This is a genomic window from Haloglomus irregulare (genome assembly GCF_007421925.1).
Lineage (GTDB): Archaea > Halobacteriota > Halobacteria > Halobacteriales > Haloarculaceae > Haloglomus > Haloglomus irregulare.
Genome location: NZ_QMDX01000005.1, coordinates 25,459 through 40,203, shown reverse-complemented (window position 1 = coordinate 40,203; position 14,745 = coordinate 25,459). Strand labels below are relative to the sequence as shown.

General features: G+C 71.7%; 15 protein-coding genes. 11 read left to right on the top strand and 4 right to left on the bottom strand.

What is annotated here, in order from left to right:
- Nucleotides 1-65: 65 nt before the first annotated feature.
- Nucleotides 66-848 carry an SAM hydrolase/SAM-dependent halogenase family protein gene (locus tag DP107_RS09535; protein WP_144261934.1) on the top strand — a complete coding sequence of 261 codons (783 nt, stop codon included), beginning with the start codon at nt 66-68 and terminating at the stop codon, nt 846-848.
- A 57-nt stretch (nt 849-905) separates the two neighbouring features.
- Entirely contained in the window at nt 906-1,235 is a 330-nt protein-coding gene (locus DP107_RS09530; protein ID WP_144261933.1) for a cupin domain-containing protein, read from the top strand.
- Nucleotides 1,236-1,541: 306 nt separating this feature from the next.
- On the opposite strand, the gene DP107_RS09525 is transcribed toward DP107_RS09530, so the two are convergent.
- Both DP107_RS09525 and DP107_RS09520 read right to left on the bottom strand, forming a co-directional pair.
- Complete coding sequence (locus tag DP107_RS09525) at nt 1,542-2,228, bottom strand: potassium channel family protein (RefSeq protein WP_144261932.1); 687 nt, start codon at nt 2,226-2,228, stop codon at nt 1,542-1,544.
- Between the two features lie 164 nt (nt 2,229-2,392).
- Nucleotides 2,393-3,274 carry a homoserine kinase gene (locus DP107_RS09520; RefSeq protein ID WP_144261931.1) on the bottom strand — a complete coding sequence of 294 codons (882 nt, stop codon included), beginning with the start codon at nt 3,272-3,274 and terminating at the stop codon, nt 2,393-2,395.
- Nucleotides 3,275-3,401: 127 nt separating this feature from the next.
- On the opposite strand from DP107_RS09520, the gene DP107_RS09515 reads away from it, so the two are divergent.
- From DP107_RS09515 to DP107_RS09480, 8 genes are all read left to right on the top strand, one after another.
- Entirely contained in the window at nt 3,402-3,872 is a 471-nt protein-coding gene (locus tag DP107_RS09515; RefSeq protein WP_144261930.1) for a DUF7283 family protein, read from the top strand.
- On the top strand, nt 3,853-4,278 hold the full coding sequence (locus DP107_RS09510) for a DUF7285 family protein (protein ID WP_144261929.1): 426 nt from the start codon (nt 3,853-3,855) through the stop codon (nt 4,276-4,278). Before DP107_RS09515 ends, DP107_RS09510 begins: the two co-directional genes overlap by 20 nt.
- Nucleotides 4,275-5,165 carry a DUF7284 family protein gene (locus DP107_RS09505; protein ID WP_144261928.1) on the top strand — a complete coding sequence of 297 codons (891 nt, stop codon included), beginning with the start codon at nt 4,275-4,277 and terminating at the stop codon, nt 5,163-5,165. The genes DP107_RS09510 and DP107_RS09505 overlap by 4 nt, the downstream gene beginning before the upstream one ends.
- Complete coding sequence (locus DP107_RS09500; RefSeq protein ID WP_144261927.1) at nt 5,162-8,320, top strand: DUF7286 family protein; 3,159 nt, start codon at nt 5,162-5,164, stop codon at nt 8,318-8,320. The genes DP107_RS09505 and DP107_RS09500 overlap by 4 nt, the downstream gene beginning before the upstream one ends.
- Entirely contained in the window at nt 8,310-8,735 is a 426-nt protein-coding gene (locus DP107_RS09495; RefSeq protein WP_144261926.1) for a DUF5791 family protein, read from the top strand. Before DP107_RS09500 ends, DP107_RS09495 begins: the two co-directional genes overlap by 11 nt.
- Nucleotides 8,732-9,619: an SDR family oxidoreductase gene (locus tag DP107_RS09490; protein WP_144261925.1), complete on the top strand. Its 888-nt coding sequence runs from the start codon at nt 8,732-8,734 to the stop codon at nt 9,617-9,619. Before DP107_RS09495 ends, DP107_RS09490 begins: the two co-directional genes overlap by 4 nt.
- Before the next feature lie 111 nt (nt 9,620-9,730).
- Entirely contained in the window at nt 9,731-11,014 is a 1,284-nt protein-coding gene (locus tag DP107_RS09485) for a DHH family phosphoesterase (RefSeq protein ID WP_144261924.1), read from the top strand.
- A gap of 62 nt (nt 11,015-11,076) precedes the next feature.
- Nucleotides 11,077-11,226 carry a 50S ribosomal protein L40e gene (locus DP107_RS09480; protein WP_144261923.1) on the top strand — a complete coding sequence of 50 codons (150 nt, stop codon included), beginning with the start codon at nt 11,077-11,079 and terminating at the stop codon, nt 11,224-11,226.
- Between the two features lie 20 nt (nt 11,227-11,246).
- Here the strand turns inward: DP107_RS09480 and DP107_RS09475 are convergent, their stop codons facing one another.
- Nucleotides 11,247-11,867, bottom strand: a complete 621-nt coding sequence (locus DP107_RS09475; protein WP_144261922.1) for an MBL fold metallo-hydrolase — start codon at nt 11,865-11,867, stop codon at nt 11,247-11,249.
- A 148-nt stretch (nt 11,868-12,015) separates the two neighbouring features.
- Here DP107_RS09475 and DP107_RS09470 point away from each other — a divergent pair, with 148 nt between their 5' ends.
- On the top strand, nt 12,016-13,377 hold the full coding sequence (locus DP107_RS09470) for an NAD(P)/FAD-dependent oxidoreductase (protein WP_144261921.1): 1,362 nt from the start codon (nt 12,016-12,018) through the stop codon (nt 13,375-13,377).
- Here the strand turns inward: DP107_RS09470 and DP107_RS09465 are convergent.
- On the bottom strand, nt 13,365-13,868 hold the full coding sequence (locus DP107_RS09465; RefSeq protein ID WP_144261920.1) for a thiol-disulfide oxidoreductase DCC family protein: 504 nt from the start codon (nt 13,866-13,868) through the stop codon (nt 13,365-13,367). The genes DP107_RS09470 and DP107_RS09465 overlap by 13 nt on opposite strands.
- Nucleotides 13,869-14,745 lie beyond the last annotated feature (877 nt).

The following is a 14,745-nucleotide window of genomic DNA, read 5'->3' as shown; positions in this document are numbered from 1 at the left end:
GGCCCGGTGGAAGTGAAACCGGCGCGACCCACACGGTTACGTCGCCGCCCGCCCCAGACCGACATATGATAACCCTGAGTTCCGACTTCGGGGCGCCGTATCCGGCGGCGATGAAGGGCGTCATCCTCCAGCGGGTCGACGCCCGACTGGTCGACGTGAGCCACGAGTTCCCCCGACAGGACGTTCGGGCGGCGGCGTTCTGGCTCCGGGAGGTGCTGCCGTGGTTCCCGCCCGCGGTCCATCTCGTCGTGGTCGACCCCGGCGTCGGCACGGACCGGCGCGCGCTCGTGGTGCGGGCCGGTGACCACGCGCTCGTGGGGCCGGACAACGGCGTCCTGTTGCCCGCAGCCCGGGCGCTGGCGGCCGCGAACGGCGGGACCGATTCCCCGGGCGAGGTGGAGGTCTTCGACTACGCGTACGGCGACCCGGCGAGCCGGACCTTCCACGGCCGGGACGTGTTCGCACCCGCGGCAGCGGCGGTCCACGAGGTCGGCGTCGAGAACCTGGACGCCGCCGACCGGCTCTCCACCGTCGACGAGTACGAGGCCGTCACCTTCCCGGACCCGTCGCTCGACGGCGCGGGTGCCGACGGCGAGGTGCTGGTCGTCGACGGCTTCGGCAACGTCGTGACGAACATCCCCGGCGAGGCCCTGGCCGACCATGTCGACGAACGGATCCGGGTGAACGGCCGCTCGGCCCCGGTCGTACGGGCGTACGCCGAGCGTGCCGTTGGCGGGCGGCTGGTCACCGTCGGCAGCCACGGGAACGTCGAGTTCGCGGTCAACCAGGGCCGCGGCGACGAGGCGTTCGACCTCCGGTCCGGCGACGACGTCCGCCTCTCGTGGTGACCGGACACGCCCGGCCCGGTAGCCGGGGTTAAGACCCGTCCGCCCCTGGTGGCCGGTATGCTCGACCGATACCCGGAGGCCGATGCGCTGGACCCCGACGCGGACGAGACGCTCACCGCCGAGCTGGTCGTCACCGACGACGTGTTGGTGAAGGCGTTCGCGCTCGGGCCGGGCGCACGCATCGAACCCCACGAACACGACGACGCGACCAACGTCTTCCACGTCATGGAGGGGACCGTCACCGTCGTCCGGGGCGACGAGGCGGAACAACTGGACGCGCCGGCCGTGGTGCACAACGAGCGCGGCGACGTACACGGCGCCCGCAACGAGAGCGGGGACCGGGCGGTGCTCACGGCGAGCCTCTGTCCCCTCCCCGGCGGCGGCTGATTTAACTACGATTCGGCGAGCCGACTCGGCGCTCCGAGTGGCGGTGACGCCCGGTCGAATCGCATGACGTGAGTACGACGCGCGTCGGACGCGCCCCGGCGGTCACACGGTCGTCTGACGCGGATTTATGTCCCTCCCGGGGGTGGGAGCTGATGGGCGCGCACTGACGGCCTCAACACATCCCCATCCTCCCCACCGCGCGCCCCGACCTATCTCCTTTCGGGGATGCGGAGGCCACCATACTCCCCGGTTCGCGACCCGAACAGTGCCGTCACCTGCCCGACGACGAGACGGTGGAACGGTCGCTCAGGCGCTCGCCTCGGCGTCGGAATCCGGCTCCTCGCCCTTCACCATCGCCCGGATGTCGCCCAGCGCGGTGCCGTCGGCGATGAGCGCGAGGCGGTCGCCAGCCTGGATAGTGGCCTTCGGCAGCGGGATGGTCATCGGCTCGTTCTCCCGGCTGTGCGCGTAGACACGGGAATCGACCGGGAAGCTCACATCGACCACGCGCCGCCCCACCAGCGGCGAGTCGGCGGGCACGTCCACCGTCGCGAGCGTCAGCGACTCCGTTAGATCGGCCAGCACGTTCAGGTCCCCACCCAGCAGCGCCGTCTTCGCCCCGACCGCGCCCAGCCGCTCGGGGTAGATGATCTCGTCGACGTCCTCGGCGTACTTCTCGTAGATCTCCTGGCGGTAGTCCTCGTCGATGCGGAGCACCGTGCGGACGCTCTTGGCCTTGCCCACCATGCAGGCCGCGAAGTTGACGTTCAGGTCGCCGGTGAGCGCCGCCATAGCGTCCATGTTGCCGACGCCGGCGGCCTCCAGCAGCCGCTCGTCGCGGGCGTCGCCCTCGTGGGCCTCGAACCCGGCCTCGGACGCCCGTGCGACCTTGTCGGGGTCGTTGTCGATTATCGTGACCTCGTGGCCCTCCGACCCGAGCGTCTGTGCGGTCCGTATCCCGACGCGACCGTACCCGACGATGAGGAATCGCATACGCGGCGCTACACCGCCCCAGGTCAAAACCGTTGTGCGGGGCTGGACGGCGTGTGTCCGCGCTCGGGTGCCGTCGTTATCGGTGGGGATATGCGACAAGTCACGGACGGTGAACGTTCGACGATTACCTGGCCAGTTCGAACCGAGCGGCTATGTTACTGGCTCTATGAGTCGAATACCTCCGCTCCCCGACCCACGCGCGTCTGATAGGCGCGGGCGTCGGTGCCCCGGTCCTCGAAGGCGTCGAGCATGGCGTTGGCGACCCGGCGGCGGTCGTGGTCGGTGCAGGCGGCGATGACGGTCGGCCCAGCGCCGGAGATGGTGACGCCGGCCGCGCCGGCGGCCATCGCGGCGGTGCAGACCTCGTTGTAGCCGTCGATGAGCTTCGCGCGGGCCGGTGTGACCACGGAGTCGCCCATCCCGCGGCCGACGAGTCTCGGGTCGTTGCGTGCCATACCGGCGGTGAGCGTCGCCGCGTTGGCGACCGTCTCGACGAGCTGTTCGACGGTGGCGGTCTCCGGGACGACCCGGCGCGCGTCCCGCGTGGAGACGACGATCTCTGGGAGCACCGCCACGAGCGGGATGGCGGCATCGATGCCGGTGACGCCGTCCTCGCGGGCGATGGTGAACCCGCCGATGATGGAGGGGGCCACGTTGTCGGCGTGGGCGGTCCCGGAGACGACGGCCTCGCCCTCGGCCGCGATGGGGACCAGCTCCTCGCGGGAGAGTCCACGGTCGTACAGTTCGTTGAGCCCGACCGCCGCCGCCGCGGCGCTGGCGGCCGAGGACCCCAGCCCCGAGGCCGGCCGGACGCCCTTGTCGATGGTGATGTGGGCCGGCGCGTCCAGTGCCTCGGCGACGGCGCCGACGGTGTTCTTCTCCGGGTCCTCGGGGATGTACTCGGAACCGACCCCCCGGACGTCGATGGTCGTCCGGTCAGCCCTCTCGACGCGGATGACGTCCGCCGGGCGCCCGAGGGCGACGCCGAACACGTCGAAACCGCTCCCCAGGTTCGCGCTCGTGGCCGGCGCCCGGACGGTCAGCATGACGCGGAGTTGTAGGTAGCTTCGCAAAAACTTGGCGACATTCCCGATTCCGAGCGGGCTCAGGGGCCGGACCGGCCACGGCCTCCGGCGGTGAAGATTCAAATACCAGCACGGGAGCAACGGGCCCATGCTCGGAGCCCCCGCCGACGCGTGGTACGTGTGGCTCGGCCTCTCGGTCGCCAGCCTGACGATGCTCGGCACCGCCGCCGGGTTGCCGACCGCGGTGCCACCGGACCCGGCCGCTGCCGCGGAGACGATAGATTCGGTGGCGTCGAGCCCGCACGCCGGAACCGCCGTCTATCCGCTCGACGCCGCGTCGATACGGCTGGACCCCGAGGGGATCGCGCTCCGGACGGACGGCGGCACCGCACGGGCAGCGCTCGCCTACGGTCCCGTGACGCCGGTCCCGAGGGACGATGGGGGGTTGCGCGAGGTGCTCACCGGGGACCCGCCATCGCGGGCCTTCGCATCTCCCGCGGCGCTCACCGACCGCGCGGCAGGCGCCCGTCGGGCGGAGCCGGCCTGGCGACCGGCCCCGGACCGACTGGTGGTCCGTCACGTCTCGTGGGGTGACGTGGATGTCACGCTCGTCGGGTGAGGGTCACCGGTTCCGCCCGAGCCACGGGGTCCGGGCACAGGTCGAACCGCTCGCGGCGCTGGCGGCTGTGCTCGCCGTGAGTCTCGGACTCGGCATCTACACGGGTGCCCTACACGCAGCGATCCCGGTGGCGGAGGACCGTCAGCACGCCCCCACGGCCCTCGATGCGGTTGCCGACCGCGTCGGCGACGACACGGGCGTCCTCCCCCCGGAGGGGCTCCCGGCGGCCACCGCCGTGGCGCCGGACGGACGCCGCCTGAACGCGACGCTGACGGCCGACGATCGACGGTGGCACGTCGGCCCGCCGATACCCGCCGCTGCGTCCGACCGCGCCGGCCGACGGGTCCCGGTCCGGGTCGTGCCGAACCGGACGGCCGTCGGACGACTGCGGGTGGTCGTGTGGTGAGTACCGGGCCGGACGGTCGCGGCATCAGCACCGTCCTCGACGTCGCGCTCTGCCTGCTGCTCGTCTCAATGGCCGTCGCCACGCTCGCACTTCCGGCGGGGGAGTTGACGGGCCAATCGGACCGCCCCGACGCCGCAGCCACGGCCAGGGCACTCGACACCGGAACGGTCGCGGTGACGTACGAACTGTCGACCGAGGCGGTCGCCACGGAGGCCGAGGGCACCGTCCCGAGCGGCGAGGCGGAACGGGTCGCCCACGGAACGCACACCGAACTGCTGGCGGAGGCAGCCGTCAAGAACGTCACACTCGACGGCCGTCGGCTCTCGAACGCGAGTGCCGGGTTCGAGCGACGCATCGGGGCCACCATCGAGAACGCCACGGACGCAACGGGCGCCCGGACGCATGTCCGGGCCGTCTGGGTCCCCTATCCGGGCGCCCCGACGGCCGGGGTCGCAACCGCGGGTGAGGCACCACCGCGGGGGGCAGCCGTCGCGGCCGCAACCACGACTGTTCCGAGCGGGTTCCCGCGGGTTCGCGAACAGGCGCACCGCGCTGCACGCCGTGATGGATACGCGGGCGTCGCCGGAGTGCTGGCGGCCGCGACGGTCGCCGGCTGGTTCCCGCCGTCGGAGGTCCGTCTTGCACTCGCCGGTGACCATCCGGTCGACGCGTTACTGGAGCGCCGGTATCGCCGGACCGCGGCTGCCCTGGGGGCGTCCGTCGACGGCCCCGTCGACGAGGCTGCACCGCGACGGGCGAACGCTCGCATCGAGCCCCTGCTCGCCGAGCGGTTCGAGCACGACCTGCGCGACCGGTTCGACACCCCCGCAGCGGCGGCCGACGCCGTCCGTCTCGGCGAGGTCCGGGTGGTGGTCCGGACGTGGTGAGCCGGATCGGCAACCGCGGCCGCGTCCCGTTCGCCCTCGTGGGGGTACTCCTGCTTGTCTCGAGTGCGGCTGTCCACGCGTCGCTGGGGGGGACCCCGGCAGCCCGCGAACCCGCGGCCGAAGCGGCACTGGAGGGAGCAGGAGCATCGGTCGTTCCGGCACTTCGGGTCGCCGTCCGCCGGGCCGCTCGCGACGCTGCCGCCGACCCGGTCCTCACGCCAGCGAACAGCTCCGTTGGACGGGCACTGAACGGCTCGCAGCCGTTCAGGGACGCGCTTCGGCTGCGGATCTATCTCGCCGCCAGGGCCGAGCTCGCTGCGACGGCCACCAGAGAGCGGGGGGTCGAGGCCCGAGCGACGCTTCCACCCGTCGAGGACGCCGGCACCGGGACCGTCCGGACAGCCATCGAACGGGTCGGGATACGGCGTGCAGGGCCCGACGGACATCGGCTCCGTGTTCAGGTCGAGGACGTTACACTTCGGGCCCGGCGAGCTGACCGAGAGGTCGCCGCCGAGGGGATGACGCCGGCAGTGACCGTCGAGACGCCGGTGCTAGCGCTCCACGACCGGACGGAGCGGTACGAGCGTCGTCTCGACGCCCGGACGCTCTCCGCCGAGGGCGCCGGGGCGCGACTCACGGCCGGGACGTACGCCATCGCACAGGGCCGCGGGACCGCTCAGTGGGCCGGCGCACCGATTTCGAACGTGCTCGGGAACGGGCACCTCGCGCTCGCCACCGACGCCGCGGTCTACGACGCACAGGCACGGACCTTCGGCGCGATGGACCCCTCGTGGCAGGAGGGGCTGGCGACGAGCGCGGGGCGCGCGATCGAGACTGACGTGACGAACCTGGCCGTCGGTGAGGCCAAGCGCGGTGGGGGCGCGGGTCGGAGCGTCGCGCTCGACACCGTGAAGGGGTATCTCGGGGACGGCGGGGCGGCTCGCTCGGCGGGTGAGCCGTTTGCGAGCGAACCCGTGACCGTGCCCATCGGACCCAGTGCGGACGATGCCTTCGGAGGGCTACTCGACCGCAGGCAGAGTGCGGAGCGGAACCTCACCGATGTCCTCCGGGAGGCGTACACCGTCGACGCTCGCATCGTCGCCGCCGTCCGGAGCGTGGGGCGGACCCGGACCGGTGAGCGACGGCCTCACGAGCCCGGGTGGGAGTTGATCGACACCGACCGCCAGGTCGACCGTCGGGTCGAGGCACTCCGGAACGACGTCGAGCCAGGACCTCCCGTTCCGGCCGGCTGGCATCGACTGGAGACGGCTGGCCGCAAGGTGGTCGAACACGAGACGGTCGTCCGTCGCTGGCGGGACGGCAACCGGACGACAACGACCCGACGACAGGTCAGGACCCGATACCACGTCGGCATCGCCGTCGTGGGGCGTCACGCTGAGGGACTGCCGGGACCCGACCGCCCGGTCCGGCCCGTTCACGAGCCCGGAGGCGCGCTGGGGGGGCCGAATCTCGATGGTGTCGCGGAGTCCGCCACCTCACGACTGGTCGACGGTCGTGGCGGATACGAGGCCCTGGCACGACGCGCGACGGCCGGCCGTCTGGACACGGAGCCGATTGCTGTCGGCGGTGATAGGCCATCAGAGCTCCGTTCCCACGTCCGGGAGGACCTGACCGGCCTGCACCGGCGCGCACGGAACCTGTCCGTCCGGACGACGCGCCGCGAGGCAGCCACGGAAGGGGGTGACACGGCCACCGCGCTGGCGGCGGAACTGCGGAAGCAGCGGCGAGCGCTCGTCGACCCGCCGAGAGTGTACGATGGGGTCGCCGACCGGGCGAGGGTCGCCGTCCGGGCCGCGTATCTGGAGCGGGTCCTGACAGGGCTGGAGGCGCGGGCAGACCGCCGCGACCGCGCACGGTCACGGCTGAACGAGACACTGCTGGAGCGTGGGCTCCCGTCGCTGGACCGTATCGAACGACTCCACAGCGCCGCTCGGAACGCGACGTGGAGTTCGCCACCCGCCGACTCGGGGGTGCGGTTCGTCCCCGACGCGACGCCCTCGCGGCTCGCGCTCTCGCCGGTCGAACGGTCGCGGGTCGGGCTCCGTGGCGGCGGCGAGGTCCGTCCGCTGGCCGCCCGGAACACCAACCTGTTCACGCTCCCGTACAGCGATGTCGTCCCCGCGACAGTCGAGGGTCGGGAGTCGGTGCCGCTCCCGGCCGCGGCGCGGACCCTCCGTGGAGCCGAGCACGTCCCGGGCGAAGCGGTGCGCGTGAACGACTCGTTCGTCGACTCCCGGGAACGGCTCCGAACGGCCGTCATCGCGGCGAACGACCGGTTCCGTGGACGTGCTCACGACGTCCTCAGGCGCCGCAGGGTGGCCGACGCCAGCGAGCGGCGCGCTATCGTCTCCAGAGGGCTCGGCCGGTGGCCCTCCCCGGCGGCCCGCGCCCTGGCGCTGGCGAACGGTTCCGCGGCCGATGCCATCGCTGTCGAGGCGGACCGATGGGACGACGGCCCGCCATCGGCGGCGCGGCGTGCGCGGTTGCGGACGGTTCTCGACCGTGAGTTCCGCCACACCCTCGATGAGGACGCGGGGCGGGTGTCACGAGAGCCCGTCTCGGAAGCCGCGAGTGCGGCCCGACAGCTCCGGGATACGGCGGTCGGCGAGGCGGCCGGACGAGCGGCCGAGACCGTCGCCGACCGGGCGAAGGGCCGGGTCTACGACGGGGCGGCTCGGACCGTTCCCGCCGGGCTACCGGTGCTGCCACCGGTCGCGCCATGGGTCGCGACGGTCAACCTCTGGCAGGTCCAGGCCCGTGGCGTCCACCCATCACTGGTCGTCCGCGCCCGGGGTCGGGGCGTCCCCGGTCCGGCGATCGCCTACGAGCGCGACGGCCGGCCGGTCCGGATGGACGTGGACGGGGACGGCGAACCCGAACGACTGGGCGAGGCCACCCGCGTCGCGTTCGATATCGAGACGGCCGTCCTCGTCGTCGTTCCCCCAGGGGGTCGCGGCGTCGGTGATACGAACGGTGACGCGGACGAGCGGACCGGGTGGCCCGCGCCGGAGCCGCGACCATCGGTCGAGCCCGGCGGGTCCCGGTTGGGCAGCCGCGCCAGTCCCCCGGCCCGGGGCGGACGTGACCCACCGAGACTTAGTGGCGCACCCCGTAGGAGGAAGTATGTTCCATGAACTCGTCGCCGACCCAGGTGACCTGGCGGCCGAGGAGCTGCACGAGCGATACCGGGCGGCGCTGGTCGACATCGTGAAGACCCACGGTGTCGATACCGCCGCGAGCGAGAGCGGCATCGAGACGGCGACAGTTGAGGCGCTGGCCGCGGGCGAGTCGCCGGAGCTCGACCACGAGGCGGCAGTCGCCCTCCTCGCGCTGGACGCCGATATGGACGCCGAAACCGCCGTCCAGCTGGACCGCGACGCGCTCCTGATGGGCATGACCAACGCGGTGCTGGACGTCGAGTCGCTAGCCTCCGAGGCCGACGGTGCGATGGAGCCCCGTGAGATCCAGTCGAAAGTCGAGGGGCGCTACCCGATGACCCTTCGGGAGTTCGCGCTCCTCCACGCAACCATCCAGCGACGGCTCCAATGAGGGTCTGTATCCTGGGCTGTGGCTACGTGGGCCTGGAACTCGCCCGGCAGCTCCAACCCGACCACGAGGTCGTCGGCGTCCGCCGGTCGACGGCCGGGCTGAGGGCGGTCGAGCGGACCGGGGCGACGGCCATCGAGGCGGACGTGACCGACGCCGACGCGCTGGCCCAACTGCCCGACGCCGACACGCTGGTGTTCGCCGCGAGCTCGGGCGGCCGGGGGGCCGATGCCGCCCGCGAAGTGTACGTCGAGGGGCTCCGGACGGTGGTCGAGACGTTCGGACGGCGGGAGGACCCGCCGGAGCGCCTGGTATACACGTCCAGTACGGGCGTCTACGGCGACCACGACGGCGGCTGGGTCGACGAGACGACGTCGCTGGACCCGACGACCGACAAGACCCGGGTGCTCGTCGAGGCCGAGCGGGTCGCACGCAAGTTCGCGGCCGAGCACGGGATCCGCGGCCAGGTCGTCCGCTTCGCGGGACTGTACGGCCCGGACCGCTACCGGCTGGAGCGCTACCTGAACGGCCCCGTCACCGCCGGTTACCTCAACATGGTCCACCGGGACGACGCGGCCGGGGTCGTCCGGCACGTGTTGGAGCAGGACCTCGGCGACGAGGTCCTGCTCGTGGTCGACGACGAACCCGTCGACAAGCACACCTTCGCCGACTGGCTGGCCGATGAGTGTGACGTCACGCGCCCACCGAAACGGAGCAAGGCCGAACGGCTGGACGACGCCGGCCTCTCCGAGGCCGCCAGACGGCGCATCCTGACCAGCAAGCGCTGCTCGAACGACCGCCTCCGGGAGCGGGGCTACGAGTTCCGGTTCCCGACCTTCCGGGAGGGGTATCGGGCCGCCGTGGACGCGTATCGCGACGGATTCTGACCGGTCTTGAGTCCTTCGTAGGGCCGCTTCTCACTTCTGAAGCCGTCTCGAAAGGTCCGTTTCAACTGGAGGGGAAGGTTCATCTTGCGGGGGCTGGAAGGCGAGAGACAGATGGGTAGCGCAAGTGGTGTGGGCACACCAGTCACGGGCGTCATCGGGTCGCCGCTCGACGGCGACCCGGCACTCGTCGGTGGTGTGGCCGTCGCGGTGGTCGCGGTGGCGGGCGCGCTCCTGTTCGTGAGGCTCCGGTCCGACCGGACACGTGGCCAGGAGTTACGCTCTGCCCTGGCCGCCCGTCGGGAGGTGGCGATACTGACCCACCCCAACCCGGACCCGGACGCGCTGGCGTGTGCGCTGGCCGTCCGGGAACTGGCGGCGGTCGTCGACACCGACGCACCGATCTACTATCCCGGCGAGATACGGCACGAGGAGAACTTAGCACTAGTCCGGGAGCTGGGCATCGACGCCACCCGGCTCCGCGACGGTAGCGACCTCGCCGGGCGCGACGTCGTCCTGGTCGACCACAACCAGCCCCGCGGGTTCGCCGGAGCCGGGAGTATCGCGCCGTACGCCGTCGTCGACCACCACCCCGGGGGCGGCGAGGGGACGGCGTTCACCGACGTTCGGACCGCGTACGGCGCCTGTGCGAGCCTGCTGGCGGAGTACCTCCAGGCGCTGGGGTGGCGGACGGACCCGTCCGAGAGTGGAGGGGAGCCGATGGTGTCGGAGGGCCTGGCGACCGCACTGGTCTACGGCATCCGGTCCGACACGGCGGGGTTCACCCGCGGGTGCACGGCGGCCGAGTTCGACGCCGCGGCGTACTGCTCCGAGCGGGCGGATCCCGACACCATCGAGCGTGTCGCGGCGCCGCCGATGTCACCAACGAAGATGGAGGTGCGGGCGCGTGCCGTGCTCGACCGGGTCCAGCGCGGCGCGTTCGTCTGCACCCACGCCGGCAACGTTCCGAGCCCGGACACGGTCGCGAGGGCCGCCGATGACCTGCTCCGGCTGGAGTCCGTCCGAGCGGTCGTCGTGGCCGGGCGCTGCGACGGGACGCTCCACCTCTCCGGCCGGGCCGTCGAGGACAGCGTCCACATCGGCGAGGTGCTCTCCACGGCCATCGAGGGGATCCCCATGGCCGACGCGGGCGGGCATGGCCGGATGGGCGGCGGCCAGCTCTCGGTCGATCACATGGCCGGGCTGGGCCCGGGCGACGGCGTCGGGGCCGACCAGCTCTTCGAGGGTATCTTCGCCGTCATGGCCAGTCAGGACCCAGAGGGTGCGCCGGCGGACCCCGCCGAGCCGCTCGACCCCGTCACCATCGACGCGGACGCCGAGTCCGCGACGTCGGAGAACCAGTCGCCGGATGACCCGGACCCGGGACGGCCGAACTGAGACCGGCGACGACCTCGAACCGACCCGGAAGCGTTTAACACGTGCGCTCGGAACTATTCGATATGGCTCAGTTCGACACGGCGGCGGACCGCATCCTCAACAAGATGATCTGCATGCGCTGCAACGCCCGCAACCCGGAGCGTGCCGACAGTTGCCGGAAGTGCGGCTACAAGAAGCTCCGGCCGAAGGCAAAGGAGAGCCGCGCGACCTGAGGGGAACGCCGCGCTCGACGCTACTCCTCGGGGTATTTCGGTTCCCGCTTCTCCGCCCGCTCGAGCGACGTCTCCACCACGCCCCGGACGTCGCCGTGGAAGACGTCGCCGTGGCCGGCGTACATGTGCTCGACCCCCTCCGGCAGCCGACCGAGCAGATCGTCGATGGATTCGATGAGTCGCTCACGCGACTGGCCGGCCATGTCGGTGCGGCCGAAGGAGCCGTAGTCGAACGCGCCGTCGTCGTGGACCACCACGTCCCCCGAGTAGAGGCTGGTCGCGGAGACGAAGGAGACGTGGTCGTCGGCGTGGCCGGGCGTGTAGACGACGTCACAGTTCTCGTCGCCGACCCGGACGGTGTCCCCGTCCGCGATGGCGTGGGTACGTCGCGCGTGGTCGGCGTAGGCGTACACGTCCGGGTCGAACGCGTCGCAGACGGCGTCGAGTTGGGCGACGTGGTCACCGTGCTGGTGGGTCATCACCACCCGGTCGACGCCGTCGACGTGCGACCGGACCGCGTCGACGACGCCGTCCCAGGCACCCGCGTCGACGAGGGTAGTGACCTCGCCGGGGACGAGATACGCATTGCAGGTGAACGTCTCCGCCTCGGCCGTGATGTCGACCACATCCGTCTCGGACATGGCCGACCCTGCGACCGGCAGCCGCAAAGCCGTTTGGCACGCCGGGGGTCGGCCACTCGGCGTCGGCGGGCGGGGCTGTGGGGACATCGCGGTCGGTCGCGCGACGCGTGTCACGCCATTTATATTGGGCCGAACCCGGAACCGTGACATGCAACGAGTCGACGTGGCCGTCGTCGGTGGCGGGCCGGCCGGCAGCGCCGCCGGGCGGGCGGCCGCCGCGGAGGGGGCCGACACGCTCGTGCTCGAGAAGGGCGTCCCCCGGGCGGACCGCGAGGGCCTGGGCCCGGACTCGACGGACGCCGCCGGCATCCTCGACTACTGGGTCGACATCATGGACCTGGACGTCCCCGTTCCCGAGCACGTCAAACTCCGGGAGCTGAACGGGGCGGACTTCATCGGCCCGAACGAGTCGGTCGAGATGGACACGACCGGCATCGATTCGTCCTACCCCAACTTCGGGTTCACCTTCCAGCGCGCGCGACTCGACGACTGGCTCCGGGAGCGCGCCGAGGACGCGGGTGCCGAGTACCGCGTCGGCACCGGCGTCGGGTCGGTCGAGTCCGACCTCACGGGCCGTCCGAGCCATCGGCTGACGCTGAAGGACGGAACCGAGGTCGAGACGGAGTACCTCATCCTCGCCGACGGTCCCCAGCGCACCGTGACGGGCCAGGTGCTGGAGCCGCTGCTCCCCGACGGGAAGTACGACGGACTCGACGCGACGACGGCCAATCACATCGCCTACCAGGAGTACCGCGAGATTCCGGAGTCCCTCTGCGAGCCGGACCGACTGAAGTTCTGGTGGGGCCACATGCCCGGCCACACCGCCTACCCGTGGGTGTTCCCCAACGACGGGCGCGTGGCTCGCGTCGGGCTGACGATGCCTATCGGGCTGGACCTCGACACCGTCGAGGACCGCGAGGAGTACGCCCTGCTCCGGTCGGACGACGAACGCGTCCCCGCGGGCAAGGAGTACGTCCGGCGGCTACTGGAGTACGCCTACCCCTCCTACGACGCGACGGACTTCCCGCTGCAGGAGGACCGCGGCAAACGGGGCGGGACGGAGACGTACCCCATCTCCTCGACCCGGCCCATCGAGTCGCCGACGCGCGCGAACGTCGCGGTCGTCGGCGGGGCGATGGGGGGGACAAGCGCGTTCCACGAGGGCGGCGACCACGTCGCCATCCGGACCGGGAAGGAGGCCGGCCGGCTGGCGGGACTCGGCGCACTCCGGGCGTACAACTACGAGTGGCAGCGCGCGGCCGGCGACGAGGTCCGGCGGAACGTCGTCCTCGCGGATGTGGTCCGGGACTACGGCCCGGACGACTGGGACCGCGTGTTCGATGTCGCCAGCGCCATCCAGCCCGACCCCGGCGAGGGGCGCGCGGGCTGGCTGGACGCCCTGCGGGCCGGGCCGGCGGCGCTCGGACTGTTCGGCCGGTACCAGTGGGGGAAGTTCGGTGTCCGCGACGGCGGCTACTGCCAGATCCGCGAGGACGACTACTCCGTCTGAGCCGCGGGCGCCGGGGACGCGGCGTCGACCCTCTCGCCGCTCCCGACCGCGTCATCGCCCGTCGCGAGGAACCGCTCGCGAAGCTCCGCGTCGGGCACCATACAGGACTCCTTCCTGCCGAAGACGTCGTATCGGATCCGCGCGAACAGGTCGTAGCCCGCGTCCCGCACGGCCTCCGGGACGAGGCGGAGCAGCCACGCGAGCCGGTACGGGTAGTCGAGATGGCGGGCGATGCGGACCGCGCCCGCCGACCTGGTGTACACCCCGTCGGCGCCGATGTAGACCAGCGAGTCGAAGTAGTCCGTCGCCATGCCGTGCTCGGCAAGCAGGTCCGTGCCCACCCCGGACTGCAGCGGCGCGAACCGGAGCGCTCCATCGTCGTGCGCGTGGATGAACCGGACGCTCCAGGCACAGAAGTTGCAGACCCCGTCGAACAGCACCACCGGCCCGTCGACGTCGTCGACCGGCGACCCCGATTGTAGGTCCGTCATGCCAGACGGTAGGGCGCCCGGCCACCTGACGCTTCCGGGCCATCGTCCATCGCCCGAAACACCGATACCGGCCCGCCGGCTACGGACGGTGCGTGCCTCAGTCCCCGCCCGAGACCCCAGCAGGGCGCGATGAGACGCGGAGAACCCGGGCACGCGACAGGCACCGCTGTCGGCCAGCCGACGACAGCACAGCGCCGCACCCACCAACTCGGGGGCGGCATCTGTGGGCACTGAATGCCCCTCGGCTCGACGGCTGACGCCGTCTCGCCACCCGTTCGCGCCCGACGGCGCGAACCGCCCGGCACGAGGGTTTCCCGGTCGACGCGGCACGCCGCCCCGGGATGAGACCGGACGTTAGTGTTCCGGGCGACACTCCAGGCGCGCAGCGGCAGCTATCGGGGGTAGAAGTAGATAAATCGCGGCTGAGCGCGATAACCCCGTTCCAGCACGGTGAAGACGGTGACCAAGTCAGTTATGAGGGATGCGGTCGGGAGATACCAGTCATAACGAAACGGGCGGTCCACGGTCGCGCCGCCGAGGGGGTGGTGACCACGCCCGGCCGGGCCGGAAGCGATGGGGCGGTCGCCACCCACGACCGGTGGTTCGGCGTGCTAACAATCACCAGGTTTTATTTGGAATGAACGTTCAGAGTCAGGTGGCCCGGACCGGCTGTCGCACCCTGTCCAACATCACCACGTTCCCACCCACCACCGGGCCCCGTCGACGGCATAACGCCGTCACGGTCCCACCACCATCCGCCCCCGACGCGCCCGCCGGACGTAACAGGGCCTCCGGTGGGCGCACAGGGGTTGGTACCGGCCCTTCCCGAGCGGCAGGCCGATGCCGAAACGTTGAACTGATTGTGTGTGCAATGGGT

What these genes read in the sequence shown, in the direction of transcription:
- DP107_RS09465 (WP_144261920.1), bottom strand. Translation starts at nt 13,868, where the DNA reads ATGACGGACCTACAATCGGGGTCGCCGGTCGACGACGTCGACGGGCCG.
- DP107_RS09520 (WP_144261931.1), bottom strand. Translation starts at nt 3,274, where the DNA reads ATGCTGACCGTCCGGGCGCCGGCCACGAGCGCGAACCTGGGGAGCGGT.
- DP107_RS09525 (WP_144261932.1), bottom strand. Translation starts at nt 2,228, where the DNA reads ATGCGATTCCTCATCGTCGGGTACGGTCGCGTCGGGATACGGACCGCA.
- DP107_RS09515 (WP_144261930.1), top strand. Translation starts at nt 3,402, where the DNA reads ATGCTCGGAGCCCCCGCCGACGCGTGGTACGTGTGGCTCGGCCTCTCG.
- DP107_RS09485 (WP_144261924.1), top strand. Translation starts at nt 9,731, where the DNA reads ATGGGTAGCGCAAGTGGTGTGGGCACACCAGTCACGGGCGTCATCGGG.
- DP107_RS09535 (WP_144261934.1), top strand. Translation starts at nt 66, where the DNA reads ATGATAACCCTGAGTTCCGACTTCGGGGCGCCGTATCCGGCGGCGATG.
- DP107_RS09480 (WP_144261923.1), top strand. Translation starts at nt 11,077, where the DNA reads ATGGCTCAGTTCGACACGGCGGCGGACCGCATCCTCAACAAGATGATC.
- DP107_RS09475 (WP_144261922.1), bottom strand. Translation starts at nt 11,867, where the DNA reads ATGTCCGAGACGGATGTGGTCGACATCACGGCCGAGGCGGAGACGTTC.
- DP107_RS09470 (WP_144261921.1), top strand. Translation starts at nt 12,016, where the DNA reads ATGCAACGAGTCGACGTGGCCGTCGTCGGTGGCGGGCCGGCCGGCAGC.
- DP107_RS09510 (WP_144261929.1), top strand. Translation starts at nt 3,853, where the DNA reads ATGTCACGCTCGTCGGGTGAGGGTCACCGGTTCCGCCCGAGCCACGGG.
- DP107_RS09495 (WP_144261926.1), top strand. Translation starts at nt 8,310, where the DNA reads ATGTTCCATGAACTCGTCGCCGACCCAGGTGACCTGGCGGCCGAGGAG.
- DP107_RS09490 (WP_144261925.1), top strand. Translation starts at nt 8,732, where the DNA reads ATGAGGGTCTGTATCCTGGGCTGTGGCTACGTGGGCCTGGAACTCGCC.
- DP107_RS09530 (WP_144261933.1), top strand. Translation starts at nt 906, where the DNA reads ATGCTCGACCGATACCCGGAGGCCGATGCGCTGGACCCCGACGCGGAC.